10 protein-coding genes are annotated in these 15582 nt (G+C 59.4%); 7 read left to right on the top strand and 3 right to left on the bottom strand.

Annotation, left to right across the window (positions count from 1 at the left end; genetic code table 11):
* Positions 1–14 precede the first annotated feature (14 nt).
* Positions 15–1424, bottom strand: a complete 1410-nt coding sequence (gene mapR, locus RYA97_RS09800) for a GntR family transcriptional regulator MpaR (RefSeq protein ID WP_162882932.1) — start codon at positions 1422–1424, stop codon at positions 15–17.
* 391 nt (positions 1425–1815) lie between these two features.
* On the opposite strand from mapR, the gene RYA97_RS09805 reads away from it, so the two are divergent.
* The gene (locus RYA97_RS09805; RefSeq protein WP_005780159.1) at positions 1816–3303 is read left to right on the top strand and encodes a SulP family inorganic anion transporter; all 1488 of its coding nucleotides are present in this window, start codon (positions 1816–1818) and stop codon (positions 3301–3303) included.
* Between the two features lie 23 nt (positions 3304–3326).
* Here RYA97_RS09805 and RYA97_RS09810 read toward each other — a convergent pair whose 3' ends face one another.
* Positions 3327–4502 carry a sensor histidine kinase gene (locus RYA97_RS09810; RefSeq protein WP_005780161.1) on the bottom strand — a complete coding sequence of 392 codons (1176 nt, stop codon included), beginning with the start codon at positions 4500–4502 and terminating at the stop codon, positions 3327–3329.
* A 5-nt stretch (positions 4503–4507) separates the two neighbouring features.
* Positions 4508–5197, bottom strand: coding sequence for a response regulator (locus tag RYA97_RS09815; protein WP_005780163.1), 690 nt, complete (start codon positions 5195–5197; stop codon positions 4508–4510).
* A gap of 98 nt (positions 5198–5295) precedes the next feature.
* Here RYA97_RS09815 and RYA97_RS09820 point away from each other — a divergent pair, with 98 nt between their 5' ends.
* The 6 genes from RYA97_RS09820 (at position 5296) to RYA97_RS09845 (ending at position 15561) form a co-directional block, all read left to right on the top strand.
* A complete protein-coding gene (locus tag RYA97_RS09820; protein ID WP_005780165.1) occupies positions 5296–6768 on the top strand; it encodes an efflux transporter outer membrane subunit in 1473 nt (490 codons plus the stop codon).
* Positions 6769–6787: 19 nt separating this feature from the next.
* A complete protein-coding gene (locus tag RYA97_RS09825; protein ID WP_016981901.1) occupies positions 6788–7639 on the top strand; it encodes a MipA/OmpV family protein in 852 nt (283 codons plus the stop codon).
* 82 nt (positions 7640–7721) lie between these two features.
* Positions 7722–8789 carry an efflux RND transporter periplasmic adaptor subunit gene (locus tag RYA97_RS09830; RefSeq protein ID WP_016981903.1) on the top strand — a complete coding sequence of 356 codons (1068 nt, stop codon included), beginning with the start codon at positions 7722–7724 and terminating at the stop codon, positions 8787–8789.
* Positions 8786–11839, top strand: a complete 3054-nt coding sequence (locus RYA97_RS09835) for an efflux RND transporter permease subunit (protein ID WP_057413702.1) — start codon at positions 8786–8788, stop codon at positions 11837–11839. Before RYA97_RS09830 ends, RYA97_RS09835 begins: the two co-directional genes overlap by 4 nt.
* A 73-nt stretch (positions 11840–11912) precedes the next feature.
* Positions 11913–13154, top strand: a complete 1242-nt coding sequence (locus RYA97_RS09840) for a M20/M25/M40 family metallo-hydrolase (protein WP_117139403.1) — start codon at positions 11913–11915, stop codon at positions 13152–13154.
* 697 nt (positions 13155–13851) lie between these two features.
* A complete protein-coding gene (locus RYA97_RS09845) occupies positions 13852–15561 on the top strand; it encodes a ShlB/FhaC/HecB family hemolysin secretion/activation protein (protein ID WP_117139424.1) in 1710 nt (569 codons plus the stop codon).
* Positions 15562–15582: the final 21 nt, after the last annotated feature.

Genomic DNA, 15582 nt, shown 5'->3' on the forward strand with positions numbered 1-15582 from the left:
CGAACGTAAACACTTCAGAACGACGCGATGATTCGTCCAAGCATCGCCATGGCCTGCTCGCTGCGTTCATCCCAGGGCGTGCCGTAGTTCAGGCGTGCGCAATTCTTGAAGCGCTGCGAGGCCGAGAAGATCGGGCCGGGTGCCAGGCTGATACCTTGGGCCAGGGCCATCTGGAACACCTGCAGCGAGTCCACTTGCTCGGGGAATTCGAACCACAGAAAGTACCCGCCAGTGGGGCGGGTGACGCGTGTCGCTGCCGGGAAATAACGAGCGGCAGCAGCCAGCATCGCGCCTTGTTGCAGTTCGAGGGTGTCGCGCAATTTGCGCAGGTGGCGATCGTAGCCGCCATGTTTGAGGTAGTCGGCAATCGCTGCCTGGGCGGGGACAGAGGGTGAAATGGTGGTCATCAGTTTCAGCCGATTGATCTGTTCGGTGTAACGCCCGCCTGCCACCCAGCCGACACGGTAGCCAGGGGCCAGGGTCTTGGAAAACGAGCTGCAGTGCATCACCAGCCCGCTGTGATCCAGGCTTTTGACCGGATGGGGGGCATTGGCGCCGTAATACAGCTCGGCGTACACATCGTCCTCGATCAGCGGGATCTGCTGTCGTTCCAGCAGGTTGTAGAGCTTGAGTTTTTTCGCCTGGGTCATGCTCGCGCCCAGCGGGTTCTGGAAGCTGCTCATGAACCAGCAGGCTTTGATCGGCAGGCGTGTCAGGCTGTCCTGCAAAGAGTCCAGATCCACGCCGTCACGCGGATGCACGGGGATTTCGACGGCTTTTAGCTTGAGCCGCTCCAGCACTTGAAGGCAGGCATAGAACGCAGGTGCTTCGATGGCGACCAGGTCGCCGGGCTCGGTGACGCATTGCAGGCACAGATTCAGGGCTTCCATCGCGCCGTTGGTGATCACCAGTTCGTCGGCGGGCAGGCGCACGCCACTGATCATGTAGCGCAGAGCAATCTGTCGGCGCAGTTCGGAGTTCCCGGTGGTCATGTCGCTGACAATGCCCGCTGGCGTCATCGCCCGCACCGCTGAAGACATCGACTTGGCCAGGCGTGGCAATGGGTAGAGGTGTGGGCTGGGAAATGCCGAGCCGAAAGGGACGGTGTCCGGGTTCTTGAGCGAGCCAAGCACGGAAAAAATAAGGTCACTGACGCCCAGTTCGGTGCCTTCGCTGGTGTGCCTGATCAGTTCAGGCTCGGTCAGCGCATTGGCAGCATGCTCGCGCACGTAATACCCGGAGCGTGCACGAGCCTGAATCAGGCCTTTGTCTTCCAGTAGGTAATACGCCTTGAAGACGGTGGCGGGGCTCACCGAATAGGTGCGACTGGCAACCCTGACGGAGGGCACTTTCTCACCGGCGGGCAACACGCCGCTGCGAATCATTTCCGAAATGTCGGCGGCGAATTTTTCGTAGCGTTTCATAGAAGGCATCGGGGGCAAATGATGCCTGCATCATGAGTGAAAACCGCCTTTGCAAACAGGGGCAAGTTATCCTGGAAAAAGCATATCAGCTGCGCTGTGTCGCTGTCGGGCAGGCATCTGCGTCTTGAACCCCTCAAACGGATGGGGCTATGATGCTCACGTCCTGCGACCCATCGAAGGAATCACTTTTGTCCAGTTCCAGCTGGCTGCCTACGCCGCCTTAGCGCTTCGCCCCCTCGCCACACCCTGACTGCCACTGACCGCGGTCACCCGTTGCTGTGTCCGTTTGACGGTCGCCGCCACCTCCATCACTACTCATTCGAAAACCGATGCACACGTACGTCCAGCATTCGCTGCTGCGCGTCCCGCTGTGTTCGATACAGGTATTTCCATGCTCGAAAAAATCAAAGCTACGTGGTTTTCCAGCGTCCGGGCCGATGTTCTGGCCGGGCTTGTCGTTGCACTGGCCCTGATTCCAGAGGCCATTGCGTTCTCCATCATCACGGGGGTAGACCCGAAAGTCGGGCTTTACGCCTCGTTCTGTATCTGTGTGGTCATTGCTTTCGTGGGCGGCCGCCCGGCGATGATTTCCGCCGCCACAGGTGCGATGGCACTGCTGATGGTGAACCTGGTGAAAGAGCACGGTCTTCAGTATTTGCTGGCGGCCACTTTGTTGTGCGGCGTGTTGCAAATCATCGCCGGGTACTTGCGCCTCGGAGAGCTGATGCGCTTTGTTTCACGATCGGTGGTGACCGGCTTTGTGAACGCGCTGGCGATTCTGATTTTCATGGCCCAACTGCCAGAACTGACCCATGCGACCTGGCCGGTCTATGCCATGACGGCGGCGGGCCTGGCAATTATCTATCTGTTCCCGCGCCTGCCGTTGCTGGGCAAGCTGCTACCGTCGCCGCTGGTGTGCATTCTGCTGCTCACGGCAATGTCCATTTACATGGGCCTTGATGTACGAACAGTTGGTGATATGGGCGCGATGCCTGACAGTCTGCCGGTGTTCATGTGGCCGGACGTTGCGCTGAATCTCGACACGCTGTTGATCATCCTGCCGTACTCCGCGGCTTTGGCGGTGGTGGGCCTGCTTGAGTCGATGATGACCGCAACCATTGTCGACGATCTGACCGATACCACCAGCGACAGGAATCGTGAGTGCAGAGGGCAGGGCATTGCCAATATTGCCAGTGGCCTGATCGGTGGCATGGCCGGTTGCGCGATGATCGGCCAATCAATGATCAACGTGAAGTCGGGGGGCAGAACGCGACTCTCGACCCTCAGCGCGGGCTTGCTGCTGTTGATCATGATGCTGTTTCTGGGCGACTGGCTGGCGCGTATTCCGATGGCGGCGCTGGTGGCGGTGATGATCATGGTGTCGATCAGCACGTTCAGCTGGGAGTCGATCCGCAACCTCAAACAGTACCCGCTTTCGACCAATATAGTGATGGTCGTGACGGTGATCGTGGTGGTAGCCACCCATAACCTCGCCTATGGCGTGCTGGTGGGGTCCCTGCTGGCCGCGATGTTCTTTGCCAGCAAGATCGCCTGTTATCTCGACGTCACTTCGCAACGTGACCCCGAGCACAGCCACCGCACTTATTACGTGACCGGTCAGGTGTTTTTTGCTTCTGCCGAGCGCTTCATGGCGTCCTTCGACCTGCGCGAAAACGTCGAAACACTCGCCATTGATCTGCGCGAGGCGCATTTCTGGGACATCACTGCGGTTGCCGCGCTGGACAAGGTGGTGCTCAAGCTGAGGAGGGCGGGTATCAGTGTGGACGTTGTAGGTATGAACCGGGCGACGGCCACGTTGGTGGATCGGTTTGGCGTGCACGACAAACCGGACGCTATCGATTCGTTGATGGGGCATTGATCCGCAGGTTCGGGTCAGCAGGGTCAGGCCGGGATTTCCAGGCGGATCACCGACCCGCCGCCAGGCCTGTTGCGCACCCCGATAGTGCCGTGATGCTCGAGGCAAATAGCCCGGGCGATGGACAGGCCAAGGCCGCTGCCTCCCGAATAGCGCGCCCGCGAACGTTCGGCGCGCCAGAAACGGTCGAACACCTGCTCAAGGTTTTCCGAGCCGAAGCCGGGCCCGCGGTCGGAGACGGTCAGTTCCATGCTCCGTGCGCGGGCCCTGCCGACAATCAGCAGTTCACCGCCCATCGCCGAGTAGCGCAGCGCATTCTCGACGAGAATATTGACCACTTGGCCGATCCGGTCACGGTCGGCGTTGACGGTCAGTTGTTGAGGGATGTCGATCGTCACGACAACGCCGGCTTCATCGAGCTGTGTGGCAAACCAGCTCAGGCGTTCGGCCACCAGTTTCTCAAGGGAAAATACCGTCTTGTCCAGGGTCAGCTGGCCAGCGCTGGCCAGCGAGAGAAGATGCAGATCGCTCACCAGTTTGTTCAACTGGTTAAGTTGGCGGTGGACCATTTCCAGTTGTGCCAGATCGCGGGGGAACACTTCGTCGATCATGCCCTGAATGCGCCCCATGGCCGCGTTCAGTGGCGTGCGCAGTTCATGGGCGATCATCGCGCTGGACTCGCTGACCTCCAGTTCGTAACGGCCCAGCTGGGTGGTCATGGTATTGAAGTCGCTGACCAGCGCCTGTAGCTCGTCCGGGTCTTTGTCGCTCATTGGCAGGCGCGTCTTGAAGTCGCCCTGGGCGACCTGACGTGCGCCTCTGGCAATCGAAGAGAACTGGCTGGAAAGCGGGCGGGAGAACAAAAAGCCGAAAAATATGATGATAGGGATGGCCATCATCACCAGCGCTGCCAATACCCACCACTCCTTGTTGGCGATGCCCGGCAGCAGGTTTTCGATCGGGTAATACTCGAAGAACAACTCGCGAAGCTTGACCATGTCCATGGCAGGTTCGGCCTGCAACCGTATGAACTCCGTGCGCACATCGGCTGGCATTGCCTGCAATGTGAGCCAGTCAGACACCGTGACGTGCAGCCATATGCAGAACGCGATCACGATGACCGCACCGACGGCCAGCATGCTCATGCGCATGCCGACCCAGTGCCATAAAGGTTTCTGCCGGTGTCTGAAAAAACGTCGCATGAGGCTCACCTGAATCGATAGCCGACAGAGCGGACTGTCACCAGCACATTATCCACGCCGTGAATTTCGAGTTTGCGACGCAGATTGTGCACGTGCGCATCGACAACCCTGGCCAGCGCCTCGCTGTCGGGCAGGCAGATTTCCAGCAATTCTTCGCGGGTGAAGGCTTTGGAGGGTGTTTTCAGCAAGGTCGAAAGGATCTTGAACTCGGTGGGTGTCAGGTCGAGCAGTGTGTCTGTGCCGTCGTGTCCTTCAATGATGGCGGTGACTGCATCCAGGTCCACCAGCAGGTTCTGGTAACGCAAATGGCGGTCATTACTGGCGTTCTGCTGGGAGCGGCGCAACACCGCGTGCACACGGGCCACTACTTCCTTGGGGTTGTAGGGTTTGACCACGTAATCGTCAGCCCCGTAGCGCAATGCGCCGAGCTTTTCCGGTTCGTCGCCCATGGCCGTGACCATGATCACCGGTGTGTCGCTGCAACGGCGCACTGCCGACAGCACGTCCGTACCACTGACCAGCGGCAGCATGACGTCCAGCAGAATCAGGTCGGGTTTCCACTGGCGATGCATATCGATACCGCGCTGCCCGTTTTCGGCCAGCCCTACGCTGAACCCGTCACGACGCAGATAAGCCTCGAGAATGCTGGCGCTGTCGGCATCGTCTTCGACGATCAGAATGCGTTTTCCTGACACAAGAATGCCTCTTGATCAAATCTTGATAATTCACGAACGGTTTATTGAAAGTCGACGTTCAGGATTGCGTCCAGAGCCCACTGTCGCGGACAGATCCTATGCTGATGAGTACACCGCTGTCCAAGCGTATCCGCAACCCCGGATGCTGTTGCCTGGCTATGCTGCTGAGCCTGGTTATTTCGGGTTGCTCGTTGATTCCCGAGTATCAGCGCCCGGCCTTGCCGGTTCCTGCAGACCAGTTGTCTGCTGTCGTCCCGGCCGGTGATGCGTCCATTGCCATCGCGCTGACCGCTGACGAAGAAGCGCTGGCTGCCGAGCTGTCGCCAAAGGGTGAACTGCGGGTTCTGTTGCAATCAGCCCTGACGTTCAACCGCGATTTTCGCGTGGCGGTGCTGAGAGTGGATGAAGCCAGGGCGATGCGCGGCATAACCCGTGCCGATCGTTTCCCGACGATTGCAGCAGGCGTCCAGCGTAACCGTCAACACTTCGATAATGCGGCTGCCGATGAGCGTTACGGCCAGGACCTTTCCATCGCATCGGTGGGCGTCTCGGACTTTGAGCTGGATTTTTTTGGGCGCGTGCGCAGCCTGTCCGAGGCCGCGCGGCATGATTATCTGGCCAGCACGTATGGCCAGCAGGCGGCGCGCAGTGCGCTGGTTGCCGAAGTGGCTCGCGCCTGGCTGGCCGAGCGTCTGGCCGCCGCCGTGCAGCAGGATGCGCAGACCGTTCATGATGCCCGGCTGATGCTGGTAAAGGCGGCCGAAGAGCAGCAGCGCCAGGGTGCCATTTCACTCGACGATCTGATGGCGCAGCGCCTTGATACCTTGACTGCACAGCAACAGGTGCAGGATGCGCTAAGCGATCACGCGAATGCTTCCCAGGCTTTGCTGCTGCTCACCGGCTACTCGGCAGTTTTGCCAGCCACCACGCCGGATACGCCGGCGCTGACCGCCGCGCTGGTCGAGCCCCCGGCCTGGCTGTCGAATCTGCCGTCTCAGCGTCTGCTTGAGCGTTTTGATATTCGTCAGCGCGAAGAAGCAGTCAAGGCCAGCAACGCCAATATTGGAGCCGCCCGTGCTGCATTCTTTCCGTCCATAAAACTCAGTACCAGCGTAGGTCTGCAAAGCGACAGTCTGCGCACGCTGTTCAGCAATGGCAGCGGTACCTGGCTGTTCTCCCCGCAACTTAATCTACCGTTGTTCGACGGCGGGCGTAATCAGGCCAACCTGGATCTGGCGCATGTGCGCCAGCAGATCGCGGTCGCCGAGTATGAAAAAGCCATTCAGAACGCCTTCCGTGAAATGGCCGGTGTGCTGACCCGTCGTCAGCAGGCCCTGGGCCATGTTCGCAACGAGATCGAGCGCGTCGCGCTGGTCCAGGAAAAAGTGCGCCGCCTGTCCTTCGAGCTCAATGCCGGTGCTGCCGAACGCACGGCATTGCTGGGCTCCACCATCCGTATCGCCGAAGCCGATGCAGCCGGTCGCAAGTCACTCGATGAGCTGCAACAAAACCGGATCGACCTGTTTCGAGTGCTTCGCGGCGCAGAACCGACAACCCCCCCTCAATCCTGAATGAAACCGGAGTATCACCATGAGTCCTGAAATCGCTCGTCCTCACGTTCGTCCTGCACTGCTCAAGCCTGCGCTTGGCGTGTTGATCGCCTCAGTGGCCATGACACTGGTCGGTCAGGCCTGTGCTCAGGACAGCGCGTCCACGCAAAGCCAGTCCATTTTCGGCGACAGGTTCAACGTCAATTTCGGCCTCGGCATGGCCGTGCTGCCACGCTACATGGGGGCCGATGAATACCGCAGTCAGGTGTTGCCGATGCTCACTGTCCAGCGCGGTATCTTTTTTGCGGATACCGCACGGGGAGTGGGGCTGCAATGGCAGTCCGATTCCGGGTTCGGGGCCAGCGCAGCGCTCAACTACGATTTCGGCCGTACCGAGAAAAACAGTACAAACCGCCCTGGTTCCAATGAGCTCATAGGGATGGGCACCGTCAAGGGTGCAACGGTTGGCGACTTCATGATCTCTCAACAGCTCACGCCATGGTTGTCGGCCAGTGCCGAGGCCGAACTGCGTGTGGCCGGTGAAAAGCGTGGCAACCGTTACCGCTTGGGTTTTGAGGGCATCGCCTACCACAGCCAGACCGATACGGTGACGCTGGATATCGATGCGCATGCCGGTGACGGCCGTTACAACCAGACCTACTTCGGTGTGAGCCCGATCCAGAGTCAGCGCACCGGCTTTTCCAGGTTCACGGCAGACAGCGGGATTTACGCGTACTCGGCTGCGCTCGCCTGGCAGCACGCCTTTGATGCCCACTGGTCAACCGTTGCAAGCGTGGGGGTGACTCACTACACCGATCAGACCCGCGGCAGCCCGCTGGTCGAGACCGATGCTGAAGGCAGCGGTTTGATTGCCTTGAACTACGCCTTCTAAAGGGGTGAAGCCTGCCATGCGATTACATCCCGATGGGTTTTCTGATCTACAGCGATGTGTTTTACACGCTTGCAGTATCGTAATGATCGCCCTGATGGTCAGTGGGTGCAGCGATAAGCATACGGCCAGCGTCTCGGTCATCCGTGCCGTCAAGGTTGAAGCTGCACGGGCAGGAGAGGGAACCACGGTGCGCTTTATCGGCACCGTTCGGCAGCAGGAGCGCGCCAGTCTGGCGTTTGAATCGGCAGGCACTTTGACAGAGCTGCGGGTCGACATTGGCGATACCGTTGAAAAGGATCAGGTGCTCGCCAGCATTGACCGACAGCCTGCGCAGCTGCGTCTGCAAGAGGCGCAGGCCAGTCTGCGTCTGGCCAGAGCGCAGGCGGTTGAACGTGAGCTTAATTATCAGCGTCAGAAGCGTCTGCTTGCGGCAGGCAGTGTCGCCCAGAGTGTGGTCGAGTCGGCCCTGGCATCCAGCGAGCAGGCCAAAGCCGAGCAGGTCCGTGCACAGGCCGAACAGGCTCTGGCCCATCGCGAGCTGGACCGTACCCGTTTGATCGCGCCCTTTGCCGGGCGAGTAGTAGCGCGGCATGCACAGCCGCGCACCGTGTTGCCCGCCGGGCAAGTGGTGCTGGACATCGAATCCGCTGCCGGGCAGGAGGTGGTGGTTGCTGTTCCGCTAGCACTTGCCGAAACCCTCAAACCTGGTGACCTGGCCAGAGCCTCCAGCACGGCAGATGGCACTTCAGGGTTTGATCTGGCACTTGAAGGCATCTCACCCCGTGCCGATGACGGGCTGGTCAGAACGGCTGTGTTTCGTGTGCTGCGACCTGCCAGTAGATTGCCCAGTGGCATCACGCTGCTGGTGCAGATGCATCCCGATACCGGTACACAGCCCTTGTCGATCCCGGTCCAGGCGTTATGGATGGGCACCGGCAGCAACTCCGCCGAGGTCTTTGTTTACCAGCCAGGCGGAACAGTCGCCCTGCGCTCTGTTTCGCTGGGTACGGTTAAAGATGGCCGGGCGCTGATCGCCAGCGGCCTGGCTGTCGGGGAGCGAGTGGTTACTGCCGGCGCGGCTTTCCTGCAGGACGGCGAGACCGTCACCCTGTTTCAGCCTGGCACACGCTTGAACGGGGGCACGCAATGAGTCTTACCTACCGCGCAATGAGCGCGAGCCGCCTGACCCTGTTTGCGGCCTTCCTGATTTTGCTGGCCGGTGTCGCGACCTTTTTGGGGTTTCCGTCTCAGGAAGAGCCTTCGGTTACGGTTCGCGACGCACTGGTCAGCGTATCCCTGCCAGGACTCTCCACCGAGCGGACGGAAGAGCTGCTTGCCAGGCCACTCGAAGAACGCATCCGTGAACTGGCCGAGATCAAGAACATTGTCACCACGGTCCAGCCAGGCCGGGTGATTGTGCAAGTCACGGCGTATGACACCATCAAGGATCTGGGGCTGCTGTGGCAACGACTCCGGGCGAAGGTCAGCGAAACGAACGGCGTTTTCCCGGCCGGTACCCAAGGGCCCTTTGTGGACGATGATTTCGGTCGCGTGGCAGTGGCTTCCGTTGCGTTGACGGCGCCGGGTTTTACCATGAGCGAGATGCGCGCGCCGATAAAACGCCTGCGCAATCAGCTTTATGAGCTCAAGGGTGTCGATCAGGTCGAGCTGTATGGCCTGCAGGACGAGCGAATCTACCTCGACTTCGATCACCAGACCCTGGCGGCAGCCGGACTTTCGCCGCAACAGTTGCTCCAGCAATTGCAAAACCGCAACCTGATCGCGCCGGGAGGCAACCCGGTCATCGGGCAACAGAGCACCACGCTCTCGGTCAGCGGCGAGGTGCTGTCGCTGGATCAGCTTCGTCAGTTTCCCGTGCAGTTGCCTGGCGGACAGATGGTAGCGTTGCATGACCTGACCCGAATATCGGTGAGCCCTGTCGACCCCCCGGAAACCGAAGCGATCTATCAAGGGCAGGATGCTGTGGTGCTGGCCGTTTCGATGCAGCCAGGGCTCAATGTCCAGACGTTCGGTGCCGCTCTGCGCAAAAAGCTCGGTGAGCTGGAACAACAACTTCCAGCGGGTTTTACCCTGCACATCGTGACTTTTCAGTCCAGCGTGGTTCAGCACGAAATGAACAGGATGTATCACGTCATGGCCGAAACGGTCGTCATCGTGATGTGTGTGGTCATGCTGTTTCTGGGCTGGCGTACCGGCCTGGTGGTCGGGGTGATTGTGCCCCTGACCATCCTGAGTACATTGCTGGTCATGCGCTCGCTGGGGATCGAGCTGCAGACGGTGTCGATTGCCGCGATCATCCTGGCCCTCGGCTTGCTGGTGGACAATGGCATTGTCATCGCCGAGGACATCGAGCGGCGTCTGCACGCCGGGGAGGACCGACGGCGGGCCTGCGAGGAAGCCGGGCGCACGTTGATGATCCCTTTGCTGACCTCTTCACTGGTCATTGTGCTGGCGTTTTCGCCGTTCTTTCTGGGGCAGACCAGCACTAACGAATACCTGCGTTCGCTGGCGATTGTGCTCGCCACCACGCTGATCAGCTCGTGGCTGCTCAGCATCACCGTGACGCCCCTGTTATGCTTTTACTTCGCCAAGGCACCGGCAGTCTCAGGTGCGGCTGACAACGCCGATGAGTATGCATCGGTGTTCTATCGAGGCTATCGAAAAGTCATCGAGATTCTGCTGAATAACTCCTTGATCTTCATCGCCAGCATGCTGGGATTGCTGACAGTTGCGGTCGTCGTGCTGACCCAGGTGCCTTATGACTTTCTGCCCAAGTCCGACCGCATGCAGTTCCAGATTCCGCTGGTGCTGGAACCCGGCAGCAGCTCGCGTGCCACGTCTCAGCCCGTGCGCGATATCAGTCAGTGGCTGAGCAGCGATCAGGACGTCAAACACAGCATCGGCTATGTCGCCAATGGCGGGCCGAGAATTGTTCTGGGTCTCAATCCACCTCTGCCTGCGCCGAATATTGCCTACTTCACGGTCAGTGTGCGTGACGGTGCCAACCTCGATGCAGTCATTGAGCGAACCCGGCATTTCATCCTGACTCAGCACCCCGAAGTCGAAGCGCAGCCCAAGCGGTTTTCCATGGGCACCACCGAAGCCGGGATTGCGGTCTACCGGGTCATTGGTCCTGACGAAAAAGTGCTGCGAAGTATTGCCCGCAAGATCGAACAGGCCTTGTCGGCATTGCCCGGAACCCTGGACGTACGTGATGACTGGCGTACCCGGCTGCTGCGTTACGACGTAGTCGTCGATCAGTACAAGGCGCTGCATGCCGGTGTTTCCACTCAGGACATCGCTCAGGCCCTGCAACTGAGGAACAACGGGCTGTCTGTGTCATCGCTGCAGGATGGCGAAACGGCTGTGGCGATTGTGGCTCGTGAGCAGGGCACACCGATTACGCCTGCCAATGATCTGGACAGTACGTTGATTTACCCGGCTTCCGGGGCGGCACCGCTGATGTTGTCCGCCATCGCGACGGTCGAGCCCCAGGCCGAGGCATCGACCATTCAGCGCCGCAACCTGGAGCGTGCGATTACTGTGGTCGGACACAACCCGTCGTTGACCGCCACCTCGATCATTGAGCATCTGGCACCACAGATTGCGACGCTCAACATGCCAGCGGGGTATCGCATCGAACTGGGTGGCGAAATAGAGGATTCGGCCGAAGCCAACCAGGCGCTTCTGCAATACATGCCGCACGCGCTGGTGGCGATGCTGCTGTTGTTCGTGTGGCAGTTCAATTCGTTTCGCAAGTTGCTGATCGTCATCTCCAGTGTGCCTTTTGTGCTCATCGGCGTGGCGTTGGCCCTGGTGCTCACCGGATATCCCTTCGGCTTCATGGCGACCTTTGGACTGCTGTCGCTGGCCGGCATTATTGTCAACAACGCGGTGTTATTGCTCGAACGCATCGAGGTTGAGCGCGGGCACGGGCTGTCGGTTCGTGAGGCGGTGGTCAACGCAGCGATCAAGCGGTTGCGACCGATCGTGATGACCAAACTGACCTGCATCATCGGCTTGGTCCCACTGATGCTTTTTGCCGGCCCGCTCTGGGAGGGTATGGCGATCACGATCATGGGCGGGCTGGCGTTGGGCACGCTGGTGACGCTGGGGTTGATCCCGATTCTGTATGGGCTGCTGTTTGACACGTTCGAACGCTGGCGTACCGCGAGTTGACTCATTACGGCCGGTGTTTGTGTAAGGTATGGTCCTGAAAACCTCGACGAACCAAACACAAGGACGGAACAACATGCGCTCATTCTCCCGCTCGCCACTGGCAGCTCATCTCGCTTTGGCGCTTGCGCTGACAGCTCTGGCACCAGCGGCCATGGCCGAACCGCATAAGGCGATTCAGGCCGATGCCGAGCAATATAAGGACGAAGCCTTGAAGCTGCTGGAGCGTCTGGTAAACATCGATTCAGGCTCCGGGTACGTACCGGGCCTGACCAAAGTCAGTGACATCGCGATTGAAGAACTGAAAAAGCTCGGTGCCACCATCGAGCTCGTTCCGAATACACCAGAGGCCAGCAATCATGTAGTTGCGACCCTGAAAGGCACCGGCAAGGCGAAGATTCTGCTGATGGCACACATGGATACCGTGTTCAAGGAAGGCTCTGCGGCCGAGCGTCCGTTTCATATCAAGGACGGTCGTGCCTATGGCCCTGGTGTTATGGATGACAAGGGCGGCATCGTTGCTGCTATCTATGCTCTGAAGGTGCTGCACAACCTGAAATTCACCGACTACGCACAGATCACAGTGTTGCTCGACGCCAGCGAAGAAACCGGTTCAGGCGTCGCTACCGAGCTGATCAAGAAAACAGCGAAAGAGCACGATGTCACGCTCAATCTGGAGCCGGGTCGTCCTGCTGATGGTCTGGTGGTGTGGCGCAAGGGTTCTGCGACGGCACTGGTCGAAGTCAAGGGCAAAGCCTCGCATGCGGGCGTTGCGCCGGAACTGGGGCGTAACGCTGCCACAGAGGTTGCGCATCAGATCCTGCAACTCGGCAAACTGGGCGACGAGGAGAAGAAAACCACCGTCAACTTCACCGTGCTCAAGGCGGGCGATCGCACCAACGTGATTCCTGATCAGGCCAGCGCCAAGGCCGACGTGCGTGCCGCAGTGCCGGAGGAGTTCGATCGCGTCGAGCTGGACCTGGCCAGGGTGTCGGCCAACAAACTGGTGCCTGACACCGAGGTCAAGACCAGTCTGGTCCGTGGCTTGCCGCCAATGCCGCAGACCCCGCAGTCCGATGCATTGGTCGCGATGGCACAGGGCATCTACGGTGAACTGGGGCGCACCCTGACCATCGAGGGCAGCGGCGGGGCGGCTGATTCAAGTTTGTCTGCCAGCGTAGGAACGCCAACACTGGATGGTTTCGGCATCGTCGGTGGCAATATTCATACGCCTGAAGAGTACGCCGAGGTGGGCAGTGTCGCGCCACGGATCTATCTGCTGTCACGGATGATCATGAAGTTGTCCGGGCAACAGTGATTCGAAAAGCCTCCCGCGCAGGGTAATGAGAAGTGTTTTCCGCACGCTTCTCGTTCCTCGCGCTCCGCATTGGAACAATAAGCAGTTAGATTGTGTATAACGATGAGCGCAAGGCGCGGGAGGCTGTAGAGTCGATGACGCGCTTTTAAACAGATACAAGGCTGCAGAGCCCCGATAGTGCATACAACGGGAGGCGGCTGGAATAGCGGTTCATTGTCGGGTATTTGCCGACAACTAGTTGTCATGACCCATTCCCGTGTTTACTCATGCGTCACATTGCAGGATTTGACCGATAACCTGCAGCCTCTTTATTTACACCTTAGCGATACAGAAAAGCTGTCGTTGCGGCTCCAGAGCCTTGGAGGGGCAGCGTGCTTTCACCTGTTTCCTTTAAACCATGGCCATTTTATCAGTGCGTCCGCGGCCTTGGCGCGAGCCGGTTTTCGCGCGCTGGCCGGTTGGTATTTCTGTATATATTTAATTATGACCTTAATACCATGTCGAAAAGATAGGCTGTCCCCTGTCAAGACTAAGCACACGATCCTTTGACGCGGGCTAGAGGTCGGTACTGTCAAAATCAACTTCAAAAAACTTCAACAAATCGGATACAGGGTCGATACAAATATTTGACGCCATGATGATGGCGTTCTAATATTGCTCACCTTTTGATATCAATATGCTACTGCAAGGGCGCACCGTGTACCCTCATGCTCCCAGAGTGGCCCTGCTGCTCATGCTCGCCATCGCGTCTTTCCCCTTGTTTGCAGCCAGCCCTCCCGCCAGTTTGCCAGGCGAACAAGACCTTATTCGTGATCGTCAGGACCGCTTGCTAGAAGAGCAACGCCGTCGTCTTGAAGAACTCAAGGACCTGCCGGGCAAGCAAGCTGTACCCGCGGCACCAGGCGCGCCTGTCGACACCCGCTGCTTCACCATCCGGCGTATAGAGCTCAAGGGCGCTGATTCACTGTCGTCTGCCGAGCGTGATGAGCTGATTGCGCCTTATCAAGGCAAGTGTCTTGGCGTCGCCCAGCTCAACGAGTTGCTGAAAGTCATCACCGATCATTACCTTGAAAAAGGCCTGGTGACGACTCGCGCCTATCTGCCGCAACAGGACCTGTCCACAGGCGACCTGCAAGTGCTGGTCATTGAAGGCAAGCTGGAGCATCTGCGCGGCGATGCTGCCAGCGGCCTGTCGGCGCGTGAGCTGGCCATGACCTTTCCCGGCAGGGAAGGCGAGATGGTCAACCTGCGCGAAATCGAGCAGATGGTCGATCAGCTCAACCGTCTGCCGTCCAATCAGGCGCAGATGGAGCTGACCCCCGGCCAGGTCGTCGGCGGCAGCGATGTGGTGGTCAAGAACACTCCGCAAAAACCGTGGCGGGCTAACCTGTCGCGTACCAACGAGGGGCAGCGCAGCACCGGTGAGCAGCAATGGAACGCCGGGCTTGAATGGGACAATCCGCTGGGGCTGGCCGACCAGTTCAGCCTGCGCGGCGGCCACGATGCGATCAGCGACCGGCAGAAAGCCTCGCGCAATGCCTCGCTTGCCTACAGTTTGCCTTGGGGCTGGTGGACATTCAGCTATCTGTACAACACCAGCGAATACCGCTCGGTGGCCCAGGCCTCGAACATCAACTTCAAGCAGGACGGCGACAGCCAGAACCACCAGTTCAAGGCCGAGCGGGTCGTGTACCGCGACGCGTTGAGCAAGACCTCGCTCAATGCCGGTTTGTCCTACCTGCGCACCAACAATTATGTAGAAGACAGCAAACTGGCGCTCAGCAGCAACCGCATCACCGAGGCGCAGTTCGGCATCAACCACGGTCGGCGGGTCGGTTCGGCGTTCATCAACATCGACCTGGGCATGCAGCAGGGCATCGGCGCGCTGGATGCGCAGGGCAGCCATGATCCTGGCCCTGGCCAGGCCGATTCGCGTTATCGCAAATACACCGGCACCCTCAGCTACCTGCACCCCTTTCAACTGTGGGGCGAGAACCTGAGCTTCACCAGCCTGGCCACCGGGCAGCGCAGCGAAGATGTGTTGTTCAGCTCGCAACGTACCAGCCTGGGCGGGTCATCGTCGGTGCGCGGTTACAAGGATGAGTTTCTGTCTGGCGACAGCGGCGGTTACTGGCGTAATGAAGTACGCCTGACCCGCCCGGTCACGCTGGACTGGCTGCGCCCGGTGTTCGCCGAGTATGGCGCGGCTGCCGGTTACGACCAGGGCGTGATCCGCAACGATCGTTACAACGGCGACCAGCATGGCCGCTTGTCCAGTAACTCGTTCGAGCTGTTTACCCGAGGCCAGCACGTTGCGGCCTCAGTGACCTTCGCTCGTTCTCTGGAACGTCCTGATGTGATCGAGCGCGAAGCACCGATCTATTTCCGTATGGATTTCTTCCTTTAACAACGCTGTTTTCAATCACAC

Origin of the sequence: Pseudomonas syringae group sp. 26L6 (assembly GCF_032587815.1) — a bacterium.
GTDB classification, from domain to species: Bacteria; Pseudomonadota; Gammaproteobacteria; order Pseudomonadales; family Pseudomonadaceae; genus Aquipseudomonas; species Aquipseudomonas amygdali.